The sequence below is a fragment of the Kordiimonas aquimaris genome (genome assembly GCF_025574485.1).
Taxonomy (GTDB): Bacteria; Pseudomonadota; Alphaproteobacteria; order Sphingomonadales; family Kordiimonadaceae; genus Kordiimonas; species Kordiimonas aquimaris.
Window position 1 is genome coordinate 1,093,534 of record NZ_JAOBPO010000001.1, and the last position, 22,282, is coordinate 1,115,815.

A 22,282-nucleotide genomic window follows, 5' to 3' on the forward strand; every position below is an offset into this window, starting at 1 on the left:
TCTATTGTTCTGCCTTATCAGCTGCGTTTGATTGCTTACCTGTTAAGCGCGTAATCATTGATTTAAGCCCATCAAACTTGGGTGTCCATGTTGAGGTGCGGGCATTGCGTTTCCTCGGTGCAAGATAAGCATTCACAGGTTTAGTGCCTTGCGAAGGCATCAGGTCGAGAGTTTCGCGTTTCGCTACTTTTTGAGACACAATGCTGTCTGGATCGCCGAGGTCACCAAAGGCGCGCGCGCCTGTCGGACATGCGGAAACACACGCCGGTACGCGGCGATCTTCAGGGATGCTGTCATCGTAAATACGATCGACACAAAGCGTGCATTTTTTCATCACACCAGCGGTTAGGTCATATTCGCGAGCGCCGTATGGGCAGGCCCAGGAACAGAGTTTGCAGCCAATGCATGTGTCAGGGTTTACTAATACAATACCGTCTTCTTCGCGCTTGTATGACGCGCCAGTTGGGCACACTGTTACGCACGGTGCATCTTCGCAGTGCAGACATGATTTTGGCATGTGTACTGTGGAGCCGTTGGCACCACACCCACCAGAGTTTTCAAGTTGACCAATACCTAAATTATCAACGCCGGTTAGGTCCTCAACCTCGTATGAATGCACACGGTTAAACCAAACGCCTTCAGGTTCCATGCCGTATGCGTCGCGGTCTTCCATCGGGCCAGCCGCGCCGCCCGTATTCCATTCTTTGCAACTGACAGCGCATGCCTGACAACCCACGCAAATATCGAGGTCAATGACAAGTCCCAGCTTTTTATCTGTGGATTTGGGAAGTGACGTCATACGGTTTCTTCTTCTTGGCTATCATCAGCGTTACGTGTTTGCCAGCTTGTATAATTGACTGTCTCTCCGGTCCAACTGGCATCGAGCTTTTTAAATGACTGGTGACGATCAAAACCATAAGTCAAATCCTTCGAGGGTTGACCAAGTATGTCGTTATTAGGTGCATCAAGAAGCGGTTCAGTGATGTTGATATATTCTCCGTCTTGTGTTTCCAGTTTTACCCGCACATCGAACCATGCGGCTTGTCCTGTTACTGGGTCCGAATTTGATTGTTTGCCACCGCCTTTGACATTCAGTACTTCAGAAATAACATGATTCATCAGGAAACCTTTGTTGAACTCAGGCGCTTTCTCGTCAAGACCCCATGCGCCCTTGCGCTTTCCTATCGCATTCCATGTCCAGACTGTGCCCGGATTGCAGCCATCCATGAGGCGTAATTCAACACGCGCTTTACCGTGTGTGCTGGTAACCCATATCCAGTCGCCGTCACTTAAGCCCGCTTGTGTGCCTGTTTCACGGTTCATGTAAAGTGCGTTTTTGTTGGTAATTTGCCGTAGCCAAGCATTTTGTGAGCCCCAGGAATGATACATGTGCATGGGGCGCTGTGTAATTGCAGAGAACGGGAACTCGTTGGCATTATCTACTGTGTGCTCGATTGGCGCATGCCATGTTGGTACTGGTGAAAAATGTTCTTCCACACGGCTGCGCAAATGCTCTGGTGGTATACGCCCACCATGACCGCGTGCAGCATTCCGGAAACTCTGCATGATCTCGCTATATATGTTTAGCACAACAGGTTCATTTTTAACTAGCCAGCCCATTTTTACTGCAAACGCGAGATAAGATGCATTGGCATGTTTGTAATAGACAGCGTCTTTGGGGAGCGGATAGTGCCAGAAACAGCCATTTTCGACATAACGGTCTAGTTGCTCTGTGTTTGGTGCACCTTTACCGTGTTCGCTTCCGCCCTTACCGCGCCAACCCGCCAGTGAGCCAATACCCGGCGCGCGTTCATGGTTGACGATATAATCTGCATAACCCTTAGGGTATTTAGGCGACTTATCTTCGTTGATCAGGCCGGGAAGCTCGAGCCGGGCGCCGATATCAAGCAACACATCCTGAAAAGGCCTTACATTGCGGTCCGGTGAGATGACAGGTTGCCGGATAGAGTCTGCGGCAGCATCTGCTTCGCCGATGGGTCGATCCAGAATGGAAATACAGTCCCAGCGCTCAAGGTATGTTGTGTCTGGCAATATGAGGTCTGCGTAAGGTACAGTTTCAGAGTAAAATGCGTCAGAATAAACAACAAACGGGATGACATATTCGCCGGTTTCAGCATCTGTGTCGGTTAAGTACTTGATCGCAGATTTAACGTTCATCGATGAATTCCATGCCATGTTTGCCATGTACATGAATAATGTATCGATTTTGTATGGGTCGCCAGCCCAGGCATTGTGCATTGCCATGTGCATCATACCGTGAACAGAAAGCGGATGATCCCAGCTAAATGCTTTATCAAGCCGCATTGGGTTGCCGGCTGCGTCAACGTTTAGATCAATCGGGCTTGTCGGAAAACCGAGAGGGACGGTATTAAGGGGGGTGCCGGCTATGGTGACAGCGCTGGCTGGCTTGTTGGGTGGTGGAACAGCCTTTGGATAAGGCGGCTTATAGCGAAACCCGCCCGGCACATCGATGCTGCCTATCAGCATTTGTAAAATATGGATCATTCGGCACGTGTCAAAACCGTTTGAGTGTGCAGAAATGCCGCGCATAGCGTGCATGGCAACGGGCCTGCCGGTCATTTTTTCATGCTTCACGCCACGCCAATCTGTCCAAGGAATATCAAGTGTGATTTCCTGCTGGAAAGCGACATCAGCTATTTCATGTGCAATACGTTTGATTGTCTCGGCAGGAATGCCTGTTTTTGCTGCAGCATTTTCAGGTGTGTATCGCTCGTGAAAAAACTCTTCTGCAATATGCTCGAAAGCGGGGCGTCCCTGTTTACCGTTAGGTAAAACTGTTTCGCCAGCGAATTGAAAATCAGTTTCTGTACCAAGCGCGCTGGTAACTGAGCCATCTACTTTTACTGCCAGTGGGTTACCTTCTTTGTCGCGCATGAACATGCTGTCATTGGCTGCACCCTTTGCATCACGCACAAGCCAAGTTGCATTGGTGTACCGTGCCAGATATTTCCAATCGATAGCATCAATACGTAGCAGTTCTTGAATAAGTGCACCCACAAACAGCGCATCAGTGCCGGGGCGTACACCTACCCATTCGTCGGCCACAGCTGAGTATCCTGTACGGACAGGGTTAACGGATACAAATTTTGTATTGTTGCGTGATTTTAGCTTTCCAATGCCAATTTTTATCGGGTTGGAATCGTGATCTTCCGCTACCCCGAACATCAGTAGATATTTGGTGTGGTCCCAATCGGGCTCACCGAACTCCCAAAAGCTTCCGCCGATCGAGTACAAACCTGCAGCGGCCATATTGACGGAGCAAAATCCGCCATGAGCCGCATAATTTGGGGTGCCAAATTGCGCTGCCCACCAACCTGTTAAAGCCTGGCTTTGGTCTCGGCCTGTAAAGAATGCCAACTTCTTAGGGTCAGTGTCGCGGATGTTTTTTAGGCGCGGGATAAGAATGTCGAAAGCTTCATCCCATGAGATTTCTTTAAATTCACCTGAGCCGCGTTCACCGACACGCAGTAATGGGTTGGTCAGTTTTGCCGGGCTGTTTTGTTGCATAATGCCCGCTGAACCTTTGGCGCAAAGCACCCCTTTGTTTACAGGGTGATCTGGGTTGCCCTCAATATACCTGAGTTTTCCATCTCGTGTATGAACACGGATACCGCAGCGGCATGCGCACATGTAACATGTCGTAGTTTTCATCTGATCCTGTTCAGCCATCATGGTTATCCTTACAGATCAGAGGTTGTGATTTAGACATTCAACCAGCTTTGCTAATGATTGGTTTATTCTGTCATATCAAGATTTAACAAAAATACTATGGTTTCATGCTGCAAAACTGCAGAATTTTTTGCCACCTATTCAGCATTAGGTGAAATTTCCATTATTTGGCTGTGGCAGAAATATTTTTTCAATAACTGTGGCATGAAAGAAAGGTTAGCCCCACAAAGTAGGGTGTGGATAATCCATATTTCCTTCATCGTATGAAATGCCGTAAGCGCGATCTTGCGCCAAAAGCAAAGGACCATCGAGATCAACGAAAGAACACTGTGCGGCAATTAACATAGCTGGAGCCATCGCGAGCGATGTGCCCAGCATACAGCCGACCATTAATTCAAAACCGTGTATCTGCGCATCTTCAGCAAGTAATAATGCTTCGGTCAGACCGCCAGTTTTCTCTAGTTTGATGTTAATTGCACCGTATCGACCAATTAAATTAGGCAGGTCATGTCGCGTCATGCAGCTTTCATCCGCGCACAAGAGAACAGGGCTTTTGTAACCAATGAGTGCTGCGTCAGCATCTCGAGAAAGCGGCTGTTCAATAAGTGCAACACCGGCATTGTGAAGTAACGGAGCAACAATTTTCAGGTCATCAAATGATAGTGCTTCGTTGGCATCAACAATGATTTTTGCGTCTGGTCTTGCTGCCCTGACGGCACGAACACACTCGATAGCATGAGTTCCGCCCAGCTTTAGCTTCAAAACGGGCTGATTTGCTGCAGCTATAGCGTTTGCGGCCATTTTTTCAGGTGTATCAAGGCTGAGAGTGAAAGCCGTTTGTATGTTCGGTTTTCTATCTACGAAAACGTGTGTGCCATTAGTTTTGGCTTCTAAATCCCACAGCGCGCAGTCAAGGGCACAGCGTGCGCCGCCGGGGGGCATAAGCTCAAGCAATGCACTGCGTGTTAGATTAGATATGGGTGTGCTAAAAAAATGCTCAATGTCGCGTTTCATGGTGGCGACAGTTTCACCTTTGTAATTGATGCCGGAGGCTTCGCCGCGTCCCGTAATGCCGTTTTTTGATAAGCATACCATCAGTGTTTCAACACTGTTACATTCACGGCGAGAAATGCGAAAAGGCTTATGCAGCGGCCATGTTTCTATTGTTGTAGTTACATTCATGTTTGTTTCATTTCCGAAACGATATGTTGGCGTGACTAAACGTTATCAACAAGCCCATCCCCCGCTGAAGGGTATGGCCTGCCCAACAAAGAAGTCACTTTCACTGGATGCAAGAAAAACAGCGAGGGCAGTATCTTCTTCTGGTCTGGCTAATCGACCTAATGGAACGTCTCTAGATAAATTTGCTTGAAATTTTGGATTTTCCTGCATTTTTTCTGGGTAATACGCAGGATTTTCTACCCAATTTTGCGCAATCAAGTTCATTTGGATGTTGTCGCGCGCAAGTTCGACACCAACAGATTTAACGTATGATATCTGTGCGCCGCGCGCCGCTGTGTATGCAGCTAGTCTACTCATCGGGCGCAGTGGCACAGCACTACCATAAACAATGATTTTACCTTGGCCACGTTTTTTCATTTGTGGAACAACTGCGCGCACAAGATGATGTAAGGGATAAACCATTGCTTCAAATGCGCGGGAGAAACTATCGTCGTCTAATTCCTCTACAGTTTTGCCGTACAGGTTCTCAGAAGCCAGGTTGGCCACCAATATATCAATGTCGCCGGCAGTTTCTATCTCGCGCTTAACACTCTCAGTGCTTTCAAATATCTCTGTACTTTCAAATACTGCGGCGCCTTCGGCCCGAAAATGCTCGCATGTTGCAGGCCCCATAAATGCATCAGCTTGGGTAACAAAGGCTCGTTTGCCTTTAAGGCGATTCAAGCCATAAATTGCGTCATTCTCGCTTTTAGTTCTATCGCTCATACCCTCACTCATTTCAATCATGTCGAAAGTTGAGGTCAGTATTTATTGGAACCTATATAAACACAAGCGAGATATCTGATATGTCGTTTTCAGTGATGCCTACAAGAAAGATACTGCTGTTAGTATTTGTTGTTATCAACAACCCTGATTGACCATTGATGGTTGCGTTGTTTGATGTGGCTTGAAGGTCGCTCGTACTGCCAATATTCAGTTCGGCCTCAAAGGCTAGGCTATCCGATAAATTGAAATCAGTGATCGTATCGTTACCGTGATTTGCCGCAAATGCGAACTGATCCGAACCACTACCACCGGTGATTTCATCATCATCACGGCCTCCAAAAATAGTATCGTTGCCTTCATTGCCAAACAGTGTGTCGTCGGCATCGCCGCCAAAGATAAGGTCATTACCGGCGCCGCCAGATACAAAATCTTCATCAGTTGCAGCAAATATCTCGTCGTCGCCATTGCCCCCGTCAATGGTGTCTGCGTTGTCTGTTGCGGAACCGATTCCACCAAAGATAGTGTCGTCACCGTCGCCGCCGTTGATTTCGTCGTCACCTTGTCCACCGCCAAGAATGTCGCCGCGACCATCGCCGAACAATGTATCACTTCCTGTTCCAGCGAAAATTACGTTCTCACCAGATGCTGTGCTGATCGCTGTTTCCGATTGGCTATCATAGGAACCACCGACTAGAAAATCATTACCCGCCCCGCCAAACAGTGTGTCGCTGCCTGCGCCGTCTGCAGTGTTCGGGTTTAAGCCGGACGCAATATCGCCGCCAACTGCAAAATCATTGCCTGCGCCGACACCCAATCTGTCGTTGCCAGCATTACCTTGAACTGTATCATTTCCCAGGTCGTCAGGGCCTGCAAATGAATTGTCATTACCTGCGCCGCCCGAGATGGCGTCGTTACCAGCATCACCGCGCAAAAAGTCGTCACCGTCACCGCCGTCCAGACTGTCGTTGCCTGCACCACCAAGGAGGCGATTATCTGCGGCGTTACCAACAACGGTGTCATTGCCGCCCGCAACAGTAATGTTCTCAATGATAGTTTCTGGTGTCAGAAAAATGGTGTCGTCGCGTCGCCCAACAACAATGTTATTGGCATCTCGGTACGTAACAGTTGTTCCAACATCAATGAAAGCACCGCCGAAGAAAGCATCATCTGGCGTTAGGTTAATGACTACGGCTTCATTGCCTCCAAAGATTTCAATCGTGTCTGTGCCGCCATTGTCAAATATTGTTTCAAAGTAACGGCCATTCACATCAAAGCGGTAAACATTATCTTCTGGTTGTTCGTCGTCGGGTGCGCCGTACAAAGTGCGCAGTGCAAGAATGTCGCCGTAACTGAAAGTTGTTGGATAAAGATCTGCACGTACGGCGGTCGGGAAAAATGCAGAAGAAAAGCTGGGTACGAGCAAAGTGAACTCTGCGCCAAAGAAAGCTTCAGGGAAGGTGCCTTCATCTGGCTCTGGGTGGGTCAGGCCAAGTGCGTGGCCAAGTTCGTGCAAGATTACAAAGTTGGCAAATGTGCCGGTTCCTGTCCGGCTTTCAAAAATAGCAATGTCGCCAGCAGTGACAGCCTGGCTTGGCAAGCCAGCAAAGCCAACCACATTGCCGCTGTCTGCTGTGTTGCCAAAGATACGGAGCGTCCCAAAGTTTTCACCTTCATCAGGGACTTCAACAAACCTCACGTTTGCCAAGGCTTCAACCTGTTCCAGGCCGTCACGGAAAACAGCTTCGCCGTTAGCTGATATGGGAATTGCGAACTCGGTTACGTCGGTTTCGTTACCGTCCTCATCATCCAGATTAAATGGGGCAATAAATGTAGCATTGGGTCCAGGGAAACTGAATGAGATGATGGCAGGACCATCGCCATCACCAAATGCGTTACCAAAGAAAAGGTCGTCAATGAAATCGTTACCCGTGTCACTGACACGCCTTATTTCAATTGGATCAGGGCGTGTAGATAATGCCTGCTCTTCAACGAACAATGTGTATGTGCCAGTATCTGTCAGGTTCACATTGTTGAAAGAGCTTGCGCCAATAAAGAATGTACCGCTCTGCGTTGGTGTAAAGATGATGCGGCTATTGGTAACTACACCGTCATCGTCATCTGAGTTGGCGACACGGGCACCATTTGCATTAAATATACCTGTTAGAAAAGGATCAAGAAGGGTGCCGCCGCCTGTTCTGCTGCCTTCGAGGTCTATTTGATATGTAACGCCTGCTTCTAATGTAACAGCAAAGAAATCAATATCATTTTCTTCTTCAATGTTAGCGGTGACGCTGCTTCCAACCGAAACGGAAAGCTGAGTAGCAATACTACCGGTTGGTTCATCGTCGGGCAGTGTTGCTGCGGCGTTTTGGGGTTCTGATGCTGTAGTCGTTGCTGTCTGATTAACCGGAAGGAACGGCGCAGTTGCTGCTGCCGCTTCTGCACAATCTGCACAATCACAACCTGTGTTATGGCTATGACTATGGCTGTGGTTATGGCCTGCGCCGTGACTATGATCGTGTGTGTGACTATAGCTTTCAGTATAACTCATTGGAACTCCAGACGCAGGTTATCAGTATGGTACTAAACTTAAGACCAATAGATTAATACCGCGCAAGATTAATCAATGATGAACAGTTTGTAACTTCACAATCAAAGGGCTGACTTGTGATGCTGTAAACCAAGTAAGCTGGAGTTTAACAGAGGCACACTTTAATGCATTCACGGAAACGTTTTAAGCAGACAAGATTGTTGTTTCAACTTGAGCTGCTTGCACGGTTACTATCTGCCTGATTTTATTGAGCAAAGCATCTGCATTTTGATCTTCGACATCGCAGCAAAGCAGGCTTATCCATTGCATGCCATCTTCGGTTTTTTTGGCTGACATTGTGTCATAAAAAATACCGCGGATAATGAATAGCTCTAATACTCTCGCGAGAGTACTCGCCTCAGATTTGGCCTGAATAGAAAAAAGTGTGCGTGATTTACCTAGCATAACCATAATGGCCTCCTTTAGCGATGAAGCAGGAGGTTATGTTGATTTGAGAGGAAAAGGTGCCCTAATGTTGACTATATAAGCTCAAGTATGGGAATATATTCTATATTTTATATTAAAGCGGGATAATTTCTCATGCTAGATGAGCTTGATATACAGATATTACGTTTCATGCAAAAAGATGCGCGCATTTCGATGGCGGACCTGGCTGATAAGGTAAACTCTAGCAGGTCGGTTGTATGGCGACGCATCCAGCGACTGGAAGAAGACGGTGTTATAAAAAAGCAAACTGTCTTAATTGATGAAACCAAGGTGGGACTTGATGTCATGGTTTTTGCTCATGTGAAGATGCAGGCGCAAAACAGGGATAGTTTACCAGGATTTATTACGAAAGTTCAAAACTTTCCCGAAGTTATGGAATGCCACACCTTGATGGGCGATATAGATTTCTTGTTAAAGGTACTGGTCAAAAACGTGAAGGCGTATGAGGACTTTTTTTGGAATCGGTTATCCCAAATTGAAGGCATTAGAGAGATTAATTCTTCCATTGCATTAACCGCAGTAAAATCCACAACAGAACTGACAGTGCCGTCATCGCGTTAGTTATCCATTGACTAAAGTATAGTAATTTATTGCTGGACATGTTTGAACTGAGTTATGTCATGCTTGAGCTAATTGCACGGCAGCTAACTTGTGCGCTTTATGCGTAAATTGAAAGCCCTAAGACAGATGGTTAATCATCAAGTCATATCTTACAAGGCGTTAAACATTGTACTCGCGTTCGGTATTATAGTTGTTGGCTTCACGGCCAGCATGTTTGGTCAGGTTTCACTTACATTCTCGCAAGTAATTGGCGGTTTGTTCGGGCAGGAAACCACAGCCATCAATATTATTGTGCAAGAATTGCGATTACCTCGCATATTACTGGGCGGTATTTGTGGCGCCGTGCTGGGATATGCAGGTGCGTTGCTGCAAGGTTTACTGCGTAATCCACTTGCAGACCCGGGTGTGATTGGTGTTTCTGCCTCGGCAAGTTTGGGGGCGGTGGTGGCTATTTACTTTGGACTTAGCGTTTATTCGCCTTTTGCTGTTCCTATTGCAGCGATTATGTTTGCGTTATTGGCAACCGTAGTTTTGGCTGTAATTGCATCGCGGGATACAAGTATTTTGACATTGATATTAGCCGGTGTTGGTATTTCCAGCATAGCAGCTGCCGGTATTTCTCTTGTGATGAACTTTGCGCCGCAACCAATGACATTGCAGGAAATGATCTTGTGGATGATGGGGTCACTTGAAAATCGAGGATTTAATGACCTTTATCTATCGTTACCATTTGTGCTTGTAGGTTTAGTGTTGGTTTTAGGAGTTGGAAATAGCCTAAATGCCTTGGGTTTAGGTGAGGAAACTGCACAGAGTCTGGGCGTAAATCTGAAACGTTTACGCTTGCGTATTGTCGGTGGCGTTGCTTTTTCGGTTGGTGCAATGGTTGCTGTTGCGGGTGCAATTGGTTTTGTTGGCCTTGTGGTGCCGCATTTTGCCAGAACCATGGTTGGTCATGAACCCAAGCGCGTATTAGTGCCGAGCGGATTAATGGGCGCTATATTAATCATGATTGCTGATATACTCACGCGCCTTCCGTTTGGGCAGGGTCAGTTGAGACTAGGTGTCGTAATGGGCATTATTGGTGCCCCGATGTTCTTGTATGTTGTGCTTAAAACCCGGTCGGAAATGCGATGAATATTACCGCAAAAAACACACCGGCTTTGTCGGTGTCAGGCCTTAGTCTTTCAATTGATCAAAAGCAAATCCTTGATGATGTCTCAGTGACTATCAAACCTGGTGAGTGTGTTGGCCTGATAGGCCCGAATGGTGCTGGTAAAACGACATTGTTGCGCGCGTTACTCGGGCTTGTATTACCTGATTCTGGTGATGTGATTGTTAACGGTCAATGTCTTGCTGCGATGACAATTAAAGAGCGGTCGCGCTACTTTGGATATTTGGCGCAAGGAGCGCTTGCACATTGGCCAATGACTGTTCGCAGTATTGTTGAACTGGGTCGGATGCCACACAGGCACCCTTGGCGTGATTTATCGCCTCAGGACAAAACAATTGTCGACACAGCAATGGAGCGAACCGGTATATCTGAATTTGCCAGTCGTTTGGTGACCAGCCTTTCTGGCGGGGAGCGCGCACGAGTGATGCTCGCGCGGGCAATTTCAGTTGGCGCGCCCTTCCTGTTGGCCGATGAACCCGCCGCTTCGCTTGACCCTCATTATCAACTTCAGATGACTTCATTGCTAAAGCAACAAGTAAGCGACCACTGTGGTGTGGTGGTTGTGATGCATGACTTAAACTTAGCGCAGCAATTTTGTGACCGCCTGATTGTTATTGATGCTGGCAGGATTGTTGCGGACGGAAAACCGGACGATGTTTTAAGTGACGGCTTGTTACAAAGCGTATTTCGTGTTGGTTCTGTGCGTTGGTCTGAAGGGGGCACAAGCTATGTTGTGCCCACCTTGAGCAATGCTGGCTAGCTTTCTGAATTTAAAAGCCGAGAATGTAACCCTCACGCGGCTTTGCTGTTCCTTCTAGTGTGTTTTTGTATACATCAGTGATAGCATTTTCACCGTTTTGTTCAATTACATCAACCCAATCAACGGCCTTACCAGCAAATGATATCCATGCTTCGCCCACACGTGCCTGAAAGCCCTCTGAACCTAGCTCTGATGAGCGTTTTTGCGCCTGAGCGGGGGCAAAAAACAATATGGGTTTAGCACCGGGTAATTCCGAGGTGTTACCCATTTTATCCCAGTGTGAAGCACCAACAGAGCAGCTGTATTTTAGGTTGTCAGTGAAATGATTATGTACGGTTGCTCTTACGTCTGCGTTACCGGCCATATCGACAAATACAGTTGGTATGTCAGCGTTTAGTGTGGTTATTTGGTCGTATCCTACAACAACGTCGTACAGGTCCATGCTTTCGACAAAAGCTGCATTGCTTGGGGAGGTTAAGCCAACAACAGTAATATTTTCTCGTTTTGCCAGCTGGAAGGCCAAACCATATGCGGTTTTGGAAGATGCGCTGGATAATACGACTTGAATACTGTCAAAGAAACCATTGTCCTCTAGAAAATCATCAATAAGGAACGATGTGGTAAAAAGTGGCCTGAATAACATCTGAACTTCTTCAGTATCGGCTGTATAGCCGGGGTCGACATCGGTCCGTGTATAATAATTGTAAATAGGGCTAAGTTCTGCTCGGTGTGCTTTGCTATCGAAGAATCCTGCAGGAGATACCTTTGCCGGAGAAATAATAAGGTGGCTCGACATAGGGTAATAGCCGTACAATTTTTCGCCTACCTTAATGCCTTCAATTGTACTTTCAGCAACTGTTGCAAATCCCCATACAGGAACACTGCCCATGCCTTCTTTGGCAGGGAAGAAGTTCCAATATTTCATTGCGTCACCAAAGGCGGCGTATGTGATGTTGTTTGCTGTGAACGCAAATCGTTCAATAGCGAGGCGAACTTCACCGGGTTTCAATTCTGTCGATGTCGCAGAACAAGCTTCATTGAAATGTGTTTTGCTGATATCGGATCGGTCAACAAGTAATTCGGCTGAAGTCATTATGTGTCCCCTATGGTTGATTTACCTAGAATGTAGGGCGCACATGATTGAAATCAAAGAGCACAATAAACAAACATTTTTTGATGTTTAACGGACATAAGCATTGTCTTTGGGACACATTTTGGCTTATCCAATAGAAAGCCGGGGCCGAGGTATAATATTAAGGGTTATAAAATGGATTTCTTAAACGACGATTCAATTAACTGGGATGAGTTGGTCTCTCAGGGAATTGACGCAGGTTTGGTTTTGCTCAGCGCTTTCATCGTACTCATTATTGGCCTGTGGCTTGCAGGGTTTGTGGAGCGCCGCCTAACGGCACTGTTTGCCAAAAGTAACAAGGTCGATGCGACAGTTTCTTCGTTCCTGTCTAACGTTGGTAAGTATGTTGTCATTATCTTTACCGGCATTGCTCTTCTTGATCAGTTTGGTGTTGAAACAACAAGTCTTGTTGCCATTCTTGGTGCTGCTGGTCTTGCTATTGGTCTTGCACTTCAGGGCACAATGTCAAATCTGGCTGCCGGGGTAATGTTGTTGATCTTCCGTCCGTTCAAGGTTGGTAACTTTGTAGAGGTTGCAGGTGAAGCAGGTGTTGTTCACTCAATTTCCTTGTTCACCACCATGCTTGATACCGGGGATAACGTGCGCGTTATTATTCCAAATAATTCAGTTTGGGGTAGCTCGATTAACAATTACAGCTTCCATGATACGCGTCGTATTCAGCTGGTCTTCGGCATTGGATACGATGATAATATTGATGATGCGATGCAGGTTATTAAAGATGTTTTAGCGGCTGATGAGCGCTGTCTTAAGAATCCAGCCTCAGTTGTTGCTGTAACGGAACTTGGCGATAGTTCTGTGAACATCATGGTTCGAGTTTGGTGTGCATCAGGTGATTACTGGCAGCTTAGCTGGGATTTGCTGAAGACAACCAAAGAAGCGTTTGACGCTAAGGGCATTAGTATTCCTTACCCATGCCGGTCTGTTTACAACATGACAGCATAAGGGGTTATGCCGTTTATAGATTGTAAGCCTGGTCTGAATTTTAGTTAAAAACACTAAGATATGATCGATCTCAATATTGACACCGCGCGTGGTTCTTATACCGTGCGCGGTGATTTTTGTTGTAGCTAGGTTATTCTTGTGTTTGGCCCATATATAGCAGCAACATGAGCAAGCATTGCCTTTTGGCGACATTATGGAAAATAAAAAGGGGGGATCGATTATGAAACTTATACTCAGATCGTCTGTAGCGGTTGTTGCTTTGTTGGCAGCAGCATGTTCAGAAAACCAACAAGCAGATACAGCAAATACAACAGAGGCTGTTGTTGAAGCAGCGCAAGCACCTGAATTGGGAACATGGGGTGTAGATCGAACTTCAGCGAAAGCATCAGTCAAGCCGGGAGATGATTTCTTCGTGGCGGCTAACGGTGCTTGGCTTGATACATATGAAATTCCAGCTGACCGTACTGGTTACGGCGCTTTTAATGTTTTGGCGGATCGTTCGCGCGACCGGACCAAAACTGTTATTGATGAGCTTGCTGAAGGTACATACGATCAAGGTACCGTTGAGCAGAAGATCAGTGACTACTATAAAAATTATATGAATGTAGAAGCGATTAATGCACTTGGCATTGAACCATTGCAGCCAACACTTGACGCAATTGCATCTATCGGATCAATGGACGATCTGATCAAGGCATTTGGTCGTGAAGGTATCGATAATACGATTTCGCCAATCAGCTCTAATATCGGTATTAACCGCGGTAACCCGGACGAATATATCCTTAATATGGGTATTGGTGGTATCGGCTTGCCTGACCGCGATTACTATCTTGAAGATACTGAGCGTTTCCAGCAAACGCGCGCAGCTTACAAAGCGCACATTGCCGAAATGCTTGGTTTTGCTGGTGTCGAAGATGCTGACGCTAAGGCCGATGCAATTATTGCGCTGGAAACGAAGATAGCTGAGAAGCAATGGCCGCGTGCGGATCGTCGTAACCGCGATAAAACTTTCAACCCCATGAGTTATGCTGATTTTAAAACAGAATATGCTGATTTTGATTGGGATGCATTTTTGTCTGCTGCCGGCATTGAAGGCTTGCAAAACTTGAACGTTTCGCATCCGGAACCACTTGCTGCGGCAATGGAACTGATTAAGTCCATATCTATGGACGATTGGAAAGCGTACCTTACGTATCATGTCATCAGTAATCATGCAGGACTATTGTCTGAAGAGATTGATACCGCAAACTTCAATTTCTACGGTAAGGCGCTGCGTGGTCAGCAGGAGCAACAAGATCGCTGGAAACGTGGTGTTCAGCGTGTTGGTGCAAGAGCTGCACTCGGTGAAGCTATCGGTCAGGTATATGTAGAGCGTTACTTCCCTGCTGAAGCTAAAACGCAAATGAACGAGTTGGTTGCAAACCTGCGCACAGCCATGGGCGAGCGTATTGACGGTCTCGACTGGATGGGTGAGGACACCAAGAAAGAAGCTCATGCGAAGTTGGCATCCTTCAATCCGAAAATTGCGTATCCGGATAACTGGCGTGACCTTTCAGGTATTGAAATTGTTGCCGGTGACTTGTTTGCCAACGCAAAATCAATTGGTGCCTTTAACTATGCGGATCAGATTGCACGACTTAGCCGTCCAACTGATAAAACTGAATGGTTCATGACACCGCAAACAGTTAATGCTTATTATAATCCTCAGTTTAACGAGATTGTTTTCCCTGCAGCCATCCTTCAGCCACCATTCTTTGACCCAGCAGCAGATCCTGCCGTGAACTATGGTGGTATCGGTGCTGTTATTGGTCATGAGATGGGTCACGGTTTTGATGATCAGGGTTCCAAGTCGGATTACCGCGGTATCCAGCGCAACTGGTGGACAGATGAAGACCGTGCAAACTTTGACGTAAAGACAGCTGCACTGGCTGCGCAGTACGACAAGTTTTCACCTGTTGAAGGCCATTTTGTTGATGGTCGTTTCACGCTTGGTGAAAATATCGGTGACCTTGGCGGCCTTTCAATGGCGTACCATGCATACAAGCTGTCACTTGGTGGTAAAGAGGCGCCAGTGATTGATGGTTTAACCGGCGATCAGCGTTTCTTCCTGTCTTGGGCACAGGTATGGAAGCGTAAAACACGCGAGCAAACTGCAATTAACCTTCTGAAAGCTGACCCTCATTCGCCTGGTCAATTCCGTGTAAACGGCGTGGTGCGTAATATGGATGAATGGTATGCAGCATTTGATGTGAAGGAAGGCGATGCACTTTACCTTCCACCGGAAGAGCGTATTTCCATCTGGTAAGATAAAGAACTTATTCAATTAAGGGTCGGTTTTTCCGGCCCTTTTTTTACGTTCATTTTTCGGGCGTGTTTTATACCCACCGTGACCTCAATATCCTGTGATCATATCCAACTGGCTTCAGCGTAAAAACTCAATAATTGGGGTTTAAAATGACAATACGTTGAAAGCACCGCGAGGCTATAGACACTAGCCTGATCAAAAACTAAGCCTGATCCTCAGTTAGCACGACCTTTGTTATAGTAAGGAGTTTGGGGGATGAACCAAGTGGATGATATTTTAGATCTTAGTCATGATCTTCTACACAAGATGAAACATATATTGGTTGCTCTTGAAGAGATGGAGGCGGTGACAGGCGGCGGCGTTGAGCCTTTGAAAGATCGGATTGCTGTACCTGCTCAAGAAGGATTGGAGCACTGTAGCAAAGTATTGGAAAAATATACGCGCCGCGCCTGTAAATCAAACGATGGTTTAACAGAAATATATGTTGCAGAGTTTCTACAAGAAATCACCGATAGCCTTAAGAATCACTATGGTGAGTCAGTACAGTTTTTCATTCATTGTACACCCGACCTTTCGGAGTGGGTGTGCGAAAAGCGGTTATACAGAGTGGTTTTTAATCTGGTCAAAAACGCGGCAGATGCGGCTATTGGTAACAAAGCTGATGGCTCGGTGTCTATTTTTGCACACCATCGCAGCAGTTCGTTGAAAATTGATATTCGAGACAATGGCGTTGGCCTTGACGAATATGTTGTACGTCAGTTTGCTGAACGCGCGGGTGAGGTGAAGATTGATATCGGCAATGAGCAGGGCGATGGTTTGCCAACTGTGTTTGCATTAGCTCATCAAATGGGCGGGCGACTTGCTTTAAAACACACTGGCCGAGAAGGTAGTGCTTTTCGTCTTTCTATTCCCAGCTTGATACCCCAAAAAAATGAAAATAGGATCATGGGCATTTAATGTGGAATTTATGAAATCCCTAGTATCCACTTGCGAAAGGCGCTGACTTTATAGCTACCTTCAAGATGTTCAGCATATACAAGGTAATACGCTTCCTTGCTTTTAACAGGTTTCCCGAAATGAGCCTGCAGATTGCCTGCTTTAATATCGTCTGCGATATACATTTGCGGCAGAACAGCGGCTCCCAGGCCTGAGCGCACAGCTTCAATCATCATGGTGAAGTTTTCAAACTGTGTGCCTTGTTTGGGTTTTGTTTTGTGATTACCTCTGGCATCGAACCAATATTGCCATGCACTGGGCCGGGTGCGCATGTGTAAGTGGTCATATTCATCGAGGTTTGCGTCCTGCATTCTTTCAATAAGGGCAGGGGCAGCTACTGCAACAACATGTTCTTCATGGATTTTGTGACTAACATAGCCTGTCCAGACGCCGTCACCATATTGCAGTGCAACATCGGTTTTGGCTTGGACGAAGTCATCATGGGTAAGACCTGTTGCGATATTGATTTGAATATCAGGGTTATTGCTTGTGAAACTACCGAGTTTAGGGATTAGCCAACGGGAACCAAATGTTGGCAACAAGCCAACTGTCAAAACCTTGTCGTAAGCACTCCATGTCAGAAGTTTCAGTGTTTGTGTCTCAAGTTGATCTAAGATGGGCGTCAGTGCATTTGCGTATTCAATGGCGGCTTCTGTCGGAAGCAGGCGCTTTTGTTGCCGTTTGAAAAGCGGTTGTTGCACGAAGCTTTCCAGTGTTTTGATCTGCCTACTAACAGCGCTTTGTGTCAGGTTTAGGTTATGGGCAGCTTGTGTGACATGCCCGGTTTTCATGACAGCATCAAAGCATTCAAGTGCAGATAGATTGGGAAGCTTTCGTTTCATATTGATTACTTTTTGTAATGATAATATCGCAAAATGTCGCTTTTTATTGCCCTTAGAATCTTATATACATGCAAAAAATTAATGAAATCAATAATCTTGGTGGGTGTATTATGTCTCAAAAAGCTAGTTTTAAATGGGAAGATCCGTTCCTTCTGTCTGAGCAACTTAGCGAAGAAGAACGCATGATTGAGGCAAGTGCTGCTGATTTTTGCCAGTCAAATTTGATGCCGCGTATTTTGGAAGCCAATCGGCATGAAGTTTTCGACCGCGATATTATGACAGAGCTTGGCGAGGTAGGACTGTTAGGCGCAACGATCCCTGAAGAATACGGCGGAGCTGGTGTTAACCATGTGGCTTATGGGTTGATCGCACGAGAAGTTGAGCGGGTCGACTCTGGTTATCGCTCTGCTATGAGCGTGCAATCGTCATTGGTGATGCATCCAATTTATGCATATGGAACTGAAGAGCAACGGCAGAAGTATTTACCTAAGCTTGCCAGCGGCGAGATGATTGGTTGTTTTGGTCTTACGGAGCCGAACCACGGTTCAGACCCTGGCGGTATGCTGACCAGAGCGGAAGCTGTTGATGGTGGTTACCGTGTGACAGGTAATAAAATGTGGATTACCAATAGCCCGATCGCTGATATCGCCGTTGTTTGGGCCAAGCTTGATGGTAAAATTCGCGGGTTTGTCCTTGAACGTGGCATGGAAGGCTTTTCGACGCCTAAGATCGAAGGCAAAATGTCGCTGCGCGCATCTATTACTGGCGAAATAGTAATGGATAATGTGTTTGTTCCGGAAGAAAATTTGCTGCCGAATGCAAGTGGGCTTTCGGGACCGTTTGGTTGTTTGAATAAGGCACGTTTCGGGATTGCCTGGGGTGCACTTGGTGCGGCAGAGTTTTGTTGGCACGCAGGCCGGCAATACACACTTGACCGTGAACAGTTTGGGCGTCCGCTTGCGCAGACACAGCTTATTCAAAAGAAACTGGCCGATATGCAAACGGAAATTACGCTGGGCTTGCAAGCTTGCCTGCGTGTTGGCCGTATGTTGGATGCGGGAATAGCTGCGCCAGAAAACATTTCACTCATTAAACGTAATAGCTGCGGCAAGGCATTGGATATTGCCCGTATGTCACGTGATATGCATGGTGGAAACGGTATTTCTGATGAATTTCATGTGATCCGTCATATGGTTAATCTGGAAACAGTGAATACCTACGAAGGTACCTATGATGTACACACACTTATTCTGGGCCGTGCGCAAACTGGTTTGCAGGCGTTTTTCTAGGGGCATCTTATGGCAGGGCCTCTCAGCGGAATTCGTGTACTCGATTTAAGTCGCATATTAGCGGGGCCGTGGGCAACGCAGTGCCTGGCTGACCTGGGTGCAGATGTTATCAAGGTTGAGCGCCCTGGCGTTGGCGATGATACGCGTACATGGGGGCCTCCATTCTTTGAAGATGTATATGCTGACGGAGGTCAAACGGCTGCGTACTATATGTCAGCTAACCGGAACAAGCGATCAATCGCAATTGATATAACTGGTATTGAAGGGCAGGCGGTTATTCGCCGTATAGCTCAAGAATCTGATATCGTTGTTGAAAACTTTAAAGTCGGTGGTCTTGAGAAATATGGTCTTGATTACAAGTCCTTAAGCAAAATCAATCCGGGCTTAATATATTGCTCAATAACCGGATTTGGACAAACCGGCCCTTACAGTGAACGCCCGGGCTACGACTTTCTGGTGCAAGGCCTTGGTGGTATGATGAGCATTACTGGTGAGCGTGATGACTTGCCTGGTGGCGGTCCACAAAAAACTGGGATCGCGACGGCTGATATTTTCACAGGCCTTTACGGTGCTATCGGTATTCTTGCTGCCCTGCAACATCGCCATAAAACTGGCGAAGGACAACACATCGATATGTCTCTATTGGACACGCAAGTATCTGTGATGGGTAATCAAGCGCTTGGCTATATTGTTTCCGGTAATGAGCCGAAGCGGATGGGTAATGCGCACATCAGTATTGTGCCTTATCAGGCGTTTGCAAGCAGGGACGGCCATGTAATTTTAGCAATTGGTAATGATGGACAGTTTGTTCGGTTCTGCAAGGCGGCAGGCGAACATGGCTTGGCTGTCGATGAAAGGTTTAAGACAAACCCTGACCGCGTAAAAAATCGCACGGCGCTTATTCCAATTATTGAAGACATCATGATAGGGCGAACTACCGATGAGTGGATAAGCTTGCTCGAAGAACACAATGTGCCAGGTGGACCGATTAATGGCATGAAGCGTGTTTTTGATGATGTACAGGTGCAAGCGCGAGGCCTTGCACAGGAAATAGTGCGAAATGGTGAAGCGCCGATGCCGACGATTGCTAATCCTATCAAGTTCTCTAAAACCGAAATCGAATACCGGTTGGCGCCACCAAAACTTGGTGAACACACAGATGCTGTGCTGGAAGAAGTTTTAAAACTTAGCCCTGCTGAACGTGCAGCACTGGTGCAAAAACTGAACAACCACGGCGGCATTTAGCTGTTATATTCTTGTTTGTGGCTCGCTTGACTGACTTGCCTTCACCAGTCGTACACAAAAGGTTTATTGTGCTTGATATGCACTTGAACACATCCTGCAATATACAATTGCCAAGGCTTAACTAGAGGTTAGAGGCATTATAATGATTAAACGTATTTTGATTGCGGTTTCTTTGATTTTGGGCGGAACATATGCAGCTGCTGCAGGCGAAGATCCAATTTATACAAGTTGGACAAGTAGCAAAGCTGTTGGTGGTTATGACACTGTTGCATATTTTAAAGAAGGCAAGCCTGTAAAAGGTAGCAAGAAGTTCAAAACAAAATATATGGACGCTGAGTGGCGTTTTTCTTCTCAGGAAAATTTGGACCTTTTCCTCGCTGATCCGGCGAAATATGCACCTCAATATGGTGGTTATTGCGCTTGGGCTATGGGCGGTGCAGAAAATGGCACACGGGGTTTCACGGCAAGCGGAGACCCTGAGATATGGAAGATTGTCGATGGCAAGCTATATCTAAACTACGACAAAAGCGTTGCTAAAAAATGGAATGTCGACATTCCTGGCTTTATTGAGAAAGCAGACAGATTTTACCCGGAAACGGTTGATCTGGAAGAATAAGTACTAAAAGCCCTGCTAACCATGCGGGGCTTTTTTATAGTGGTAGCATACGCACAAGCGCTGCTCACAGATAAAATTACAATGGGGAAACTTATGACTAATTATAGAACCGCTTTTTTGGGATCGCTGTTGGCGGTTTTCTTTCTTTTTGCGCCAACGTTAATTGTAGCTGCTCAAGATAAAGAGAAGCCGGTTACACTTGGTGTTAACCACATTGGCTTGGCAGTAAAAGACTTGGAAGCATCTGCTGCGTTTTTTATTGATACTCTGGGTTGGCGTAAAGCTGGCGGCGTAGAGGATTATCCGGCCATATTTGTAACGGACGGCAACATGTTTTTGACACTGTGGCGCGTTACTGATCCTGCAACATCAAATGATTTTAACCGCAAGAACAATGTTGGCTTGCATCATCTTGCTATCACTGTTGAAAGCTTGGATGCACTTAACATGTTGCATGAGAAATTTAAGTCTGTTGATGGTTTGCGTATTGAGTTTGCGCCAGAGTTTTTGGGCAATGGCCCTACCACACATATGATGATCCGAGAGCCATCAGGCAATCGCCTCGAGTTTATTGTGCCGGCAAGCCGTATCAAGCAATAGATGCGTAATCATTTATCCTCGAAAACAACACCATGCTGCGGCGTGGTGTTAACAGACAATTCAAACACATCTGGTCTGCTGTAGTGACCGTGTGTATCAAGCGTTTGCCATTCTTCCATTTGTTGATTGAGGTTAATTTCTCCAAATAGTGTACTCGCTTTTTCAAACACTGGTTCAGTAATATATGCGCCGTCAGCCGCTATGATGGCACTACCGCCACTATGGACATAATCTGACGGTTCCCCCGGCATGGAGGCAAGCATAGCCTCTGCATCTGCTTCATTTATGTTGAGTGATTGGAAACCTTCCATAATATCACCAATCGTCATGATTGACCCTGCGGCTGCGACAGCGCAGCGCCCCTCAAATGCATAATGTCGGCTGGCTACTTGATGCATTTCTTTTACAACAGGCCACTGTGCTATATGCAAAAACTCGCGTTTGGCATGCATGGCAGCTCGTGCAAGCGGCATCCAATGCTCCCAGCAAATTAAACTGCCAAGTTCACCCCACGGGGTTGTGGTTGTGTGTAGGCCGGAACCATCCCCGCGCCCCCAAACAAGCCGTTCAGTGTAGGTTGGTACAAGCTTTCTGTGCGCTTTTGGTGTCTTCTCGCATGGCGCAAATGTAAAGGTTGTATTGTACAGTGTTGCACCGCACCGTTCGTGTGTTCCCATAACAATATAGGTGCCAGTTTTGTCTGCGACCTCTTGCAGGCGAGCAAGGTTTTGATCGCCTGCTACTACGGCGTTCTCTGCGAGAATGCGAAATAATGTTTTTGCACCTGTATGATCCCAGATAGATGCCTCGGGCGCGAAATCGAGCCAAACTGGATAGCCGGGCAGCCAACACTCTGCAAAACTGACAATGTCAGCACCGTTTTTAGATGCGTTTTCAATTAGCCCAATGGCTTTGTCGATGCTTGCTTCAAGATTAAGGAATACGGGCGCTTCCTGTACTATGGCAATGGTTGGTTTTTTTTTCATAGCGTTACTTCACATCGGAGGTTTTGTTCTCTTTGTCTTGCACAGTATGTTGCGGATGCTGATCCTTCAAACAAGTTTTTAGACATGAATGTGGAAAATTTTTTCAAAATCAATAAAGTAC

At 46.5% G+C, this 22,282-nt stretch carries 18 protein-coding genes and 1 pseudogene; 10 read left to right on the forward strand and 9 right to left on the reverse strand.

The features are described 5' to 3' along the window. Nucleotide 1 precedes the first annotated feature (1 nt). From OEU88_RS05200 to OEU88_RS05225, 6 genes are all read right to left on the reverse strand, one after another. Nucleotides 2-799 carry a 4Fe-4S dicluster domain-containing protein gene (locus tag OEU88_RS05200; RefSeq protein ID WP_317279126.1) on the reverse strand — a complete coding sequence of 266 codons (798 nt, stop codon included), beginning with the start codon at nt 797-799 and terminating at the stop codon, nt 2-4. Beyond that, nucleotides 796-3,714 (reverse strand): molybdopterin-dependent oxidoreductase, encoded by a 2,919-nt coding sequence (locus OEU88_RS05205; RefSeq protein ID WP_262694055.1) that lies wholly within the window; start codon nt 3,712-3,714, stop codon nt 796-798. Before OEU88_RS05205 ends, OEU88_RS05200 begins: the two co-directional genes overlap by 4 nt. A gap of 213 nt (nt 3,715-3,927) precedes the next feature. After that, on the reverse strand, nt 3,928-4,893 hold the full coding sequence (dgcA, locus tag OEU88_RS05210) for an N-acetyl-D-Glu racemase DgcA (RefSeq protein ID WP_262694056.1): 966 nt from the start codon (nt 4,891-4,893) through the stop codon (nt 3,928-3,930). 45 nt (nt 4,894-4,938) lie between these two features. Next, entirely contained in the window at nt 4,939-5,658 is a 720-nt protein-coding gene (locus OEU88_RS05215; protein WP_262694057.1) for an SDR family oxidoreductase, read from the reverse strand. 52 nt (nt 5,659-5,710) lie between these two features. Further along, nucleotides 5,711-8,209, reverse strand: a complete 2,499-nt coding sequence (locus OEU88_RS05220; RefSeq protein WP_262694058.1) for a pre-peptidase C-terminal domain-containing protein — start codon at nt 8,207-8,209, stop codon at nt 5,711-5,713. Between the two features lie 183 nt (nt 8,210-8,392). After that, entirely contained in the window at nt 8,393-8,659 is a 267-nt protein-coding gene (locus OEU88_RS05225; protein WP_262694059.1) for a hypothetical protein, read from the reverse strand. 129 nt (nt 8,660-8,788) lie between these two features. Here OEU88_RS05225 and OEU88_RS05230 point away from each other — a divergent pair, with 129 nt between their 5' ends. The 3 genes and pseudogenes from OEU88_RS05230 to OEU88_RS05240 form a co-directional block, all read left to right on the forward strand. Further along, a complete protein-coding gene (locus OEU88_RS05230) occupies nt 8,789-9,256 on the forward strand; it encodes an Lrp/AsnC family transcriptional regulator (RefSeq protein ID WP_262694060.1) in 468 nt (155 codons plus the stop codon). A gap of 99 nt (nt 9,257-9,355) precedes the next feature. Beyond that, nucleotides 9,356-10,390 (forward strand): FecCD family ABC transporter permease, encoded by a 1,035-nt coding sequence (locus OEU88_RS05235; RefSeq protein ID WP_262694061.1) that lies wholly within the window; start codon nt 9,356-9,358, stop codon nt 10,388-10,390. A gap of 83 nt (nt 10,391-10,473) precedes the next feature. Then, a pseudogene (locus OEU88_RS05240) lies at nt 10,474-11,187 on the forward strand (ABC transporter ATP-binding protein); the annotation flags it as partial. 10 nt (nt 11,188-11,197) lie between these two features. Here the strand turns inward: OEU88_RS05240 and OEU88_RS05245 are convergent. Next, on the reverse strand, nt 11,198-12,280 hold the full coding sequence (locus OEU88_RS05245; RefSeq protein ID WP_262694063.1) for a DUF2855 family protein: 1,083 nt from the start codon (nt 12,278-12,280) through the stop codon (nt 11,198-11,200). 174 nt (nt 12,281-12,454) lie between these two features. Between OEU88_RS05245 and OEU88_RS05250 the strand changes: the two genes are divergently transcribed. The 3 genes from OEU88_RS05250 (at nt 12,455) to OEU88_RS05260 (ending at nt 16,544) form a co-directional block, all read left to right on the forward strand. Beyond that, nucleotides 12,455-13,282: a mechanosensitive ion channel family protein gene (locus tag OEU88_RS05250; RefSeq protein WP_262694064.1), complete on the forward strand. Its 828-nt coding sequence runs from the start codon at nt 12,455-12,457 to the stop codon at nt 13,280-13,282. 220 nt (nt 13,283-13,502) lie between these two features. Next, nucleotides 13,503-15,587 (forward strand): M13 family metallopeptidase, encoded by a 2,085-nt coding sequence (locus OEU88_RS05255; RefSeq protein ID WP_262694065.1) that lies wholly within the window; start codon nt 13,503-13,505, stop codon nt 15,585-15,587. A 255-nt stretch (nt 15,588-15,842) separates the two neighbouring features. After that, the gene (locus OEU88_RS05260) at nt 15,843-16,544 is read left to right on the forward strand and encodes an ATP-binding protein (protein WP_262694066.1); all 702 of its coding nucleotides are present in this window, start codon (nt 15,843-15,845) and stop codon (nt 16,542-16,544) included. Nucleotides 16,545-16,552: 8 nt separating this feature from the next. Here OEU88_RS05260 and OEU88_RS05265 read toward each other — a convergent pair whose 3' ends face one another. Then, nucleotides 16,553-17,425: a LysR substrate-binding domain-containing protein gene (locus OEU88_RS05265; protein ID WP_262694067.1), complete on the reverse strand. Its 873-nt coding sequence runs from the start codon at nt 17,423-17,425 to the stop codon at nt 16,553-16,555. Between the two features lie 68 nt (nt 17,426-17,493). Between OEU88_RS05265 and OEU88_RS05270 the strand changes: the two genes are divergently transcribed. From OEU88_RS05270 to OEU88_RS05285, 4 genes are all read left to right on the forward strand, one after another. After that, complete coding sequence (locus OEU88_RS05270) at nt 17,494-18,714, forward strand: acyl-CoA dehydrogenase (RefSeq protein WP_262694068.1); 1,221 nt, start codon at nt 17,494-17,496, stop codon at nt 18,712-18,714. Between the two features lie 9 nt (nt 18,715-18,723). Next, on the forward strand, nt 18,724-19,959 hold the full coding sequence (locus OEU88_RS05275; RefSeq protein ID WP_262694069.1) for a CaiB/BaiF CoA transferase family protein: 1,236 nt from the start codon (nt 18,724-18,726) through the stop codon (nt 19,957-19,959). 145 nt (nt 19,960-20,104) lie between these two features. Beyond that, nucleotides 20,105-20,575, forward strand: coding sequence for a YHS domain-containing (seleno)protein (locus OEU88_RS05280; protein ID WP_394805232.1), 471 nt, complete (start codon nt 20,105-20,107; stop codon nt 20,573-20,575). Between the two features lie 93 nt (nt 20,576-20,668). After that, nucleotides 20,669-21,175, forward strand: coding sequence for a VOC family protein (locus OEU88_RS05285; protein WP_262694071.1), 507 nt, complete (start codon nt 20,669-20,671; stop codon nt 21,173-21,175). Nucleotides 21,176-21,183: 8 nt separating this feature from the next. Here OEU88_RS05285 and OEU88_RS05290 read toward each other — a convergent pair whose 3' ends face one another. Next, a complete protein-coding gene (locus OEU88_RS05290) occupies nt 21,184-22,161 on the reverse strand; it encodes a carbon-nitrogen hydrolase family protein (protein ID WP_262694072.1) in 978 nt (325 codons plus the stop codon). Nucleotides 22,162-22,282 lie beyond the last annotated feature (121 nt).

Coding starts and splice junctions, on each gene's coding strand:
- OEU88_RS05200 (WP_317279126.1), bottom strand. CDS start 799: ATGACGTCACTTCCCAAATCCACAGATAAAAAGCTGGGACTTGTCATT.
- OEU88_RS05205 (WP_262694055.1), bottom strand. CDS start 3,714: ATGATGGCTGAACAGGATCAGATGAAAACTACGACATGTTACATGTGC.
- dgcA (WP_262694056.1), bottom strand. CDS start 4,893: ATGAATGTAACTACAACAATAGAAACATGGCCGCTGCATAAGCCTTTT.
- OEU88_RS05215 (WP_262694057.1), bottom strand. CDS start 5,658: ATGAGCGATAGAACTAAAAGCGAGAATGACGCAATTTATGGCTTGAAT.
- OEU88_RS05220 (WP_262694058.1), bottom strand. CDS start 8,209: ATGAGTTATACTGAAAGCTATAGTCACACACACGATCATAGTCACGGC.
- OEU88_RS05225 (WP_262694059.1), bottom strand. CDS start 8,659: ATGGTTATGCTAGGTAAATCACGCACACTTTTTTCTATTCAGGCCAAA.
- OEU88_RS05230 (WP_262694060.1), top strand. CDS start 8,789: ATGCTAGATGAGCTTGATATACAGATATTACGTTTCATGCAAAAAGAT.
- OEU88_RS05235 (WP_262694061.1), top strand. CDS start 9,356: ATGCGTAAATTGAAAGCCCTAAGACAGATGGTTAATCATCAAGTCATA.
- OEU88_RS05245 (WP_262694063.1), bottom strand. CDS start 12,280: ATGACTTCAGCCGAATTACTTGTTGACCGATCCGATATCAGCAAAACA.
- OEU88_RS05250 (WP_262694064.1), top strand. CDS start 12,455: ATGGATTTCTTAAACGACGATTCAATTAACTGGGATGAGTTGGTCTCT.
- OEU88_RS05255 (WP_262694065.1), top strand. CDS start 13,503: ATGAAACTTATACTCAGATCGTCTGTAGCGGTTGTTGCTTTGTTGGCA.
- OEU88_RS05260 (WP_262694066.1), top strand. CDS start 15,843: ATGAACCAAGTGGATGATATTTTAGATCTTAGTCATGATCTTCTACAC.
- OEU88_RS05265 (WP_262694067.1), bottom strand. CDS start 17,425: ATGAAACGAAAGCTTCCCAATCTATCTGCACTTGAATGCTTTGATGCT.
- OEU88_RS05270 (WP_262694068.1), top strand. CDS start 17,494: ATGCAAAAAATTAATGAAATCAATAATCTTGGTGGGTGTATTATGTCT.
- OEU88_RS05275 (WP_262694069.1), top strand. CDS start 18,724: ATGGCAGGGCCTCTCAGCGGAATTCGTGTACTCGATTTAAGTCGCATA.
- OEU88_RS05285 (WP_262694071.1), top strand. CDS start 20,669: ATGACTAATTATAGAACCGCTTTTTTGGGATCGCTGTTGGCGGTTTTC.
- OEU88_RS05290 (WP_262694072.1), bottom strand. CDS start 22,161: ATGAAAAAAAAACCAACCATTGCCATAGTACAGGAAGCGCCCGTATTC.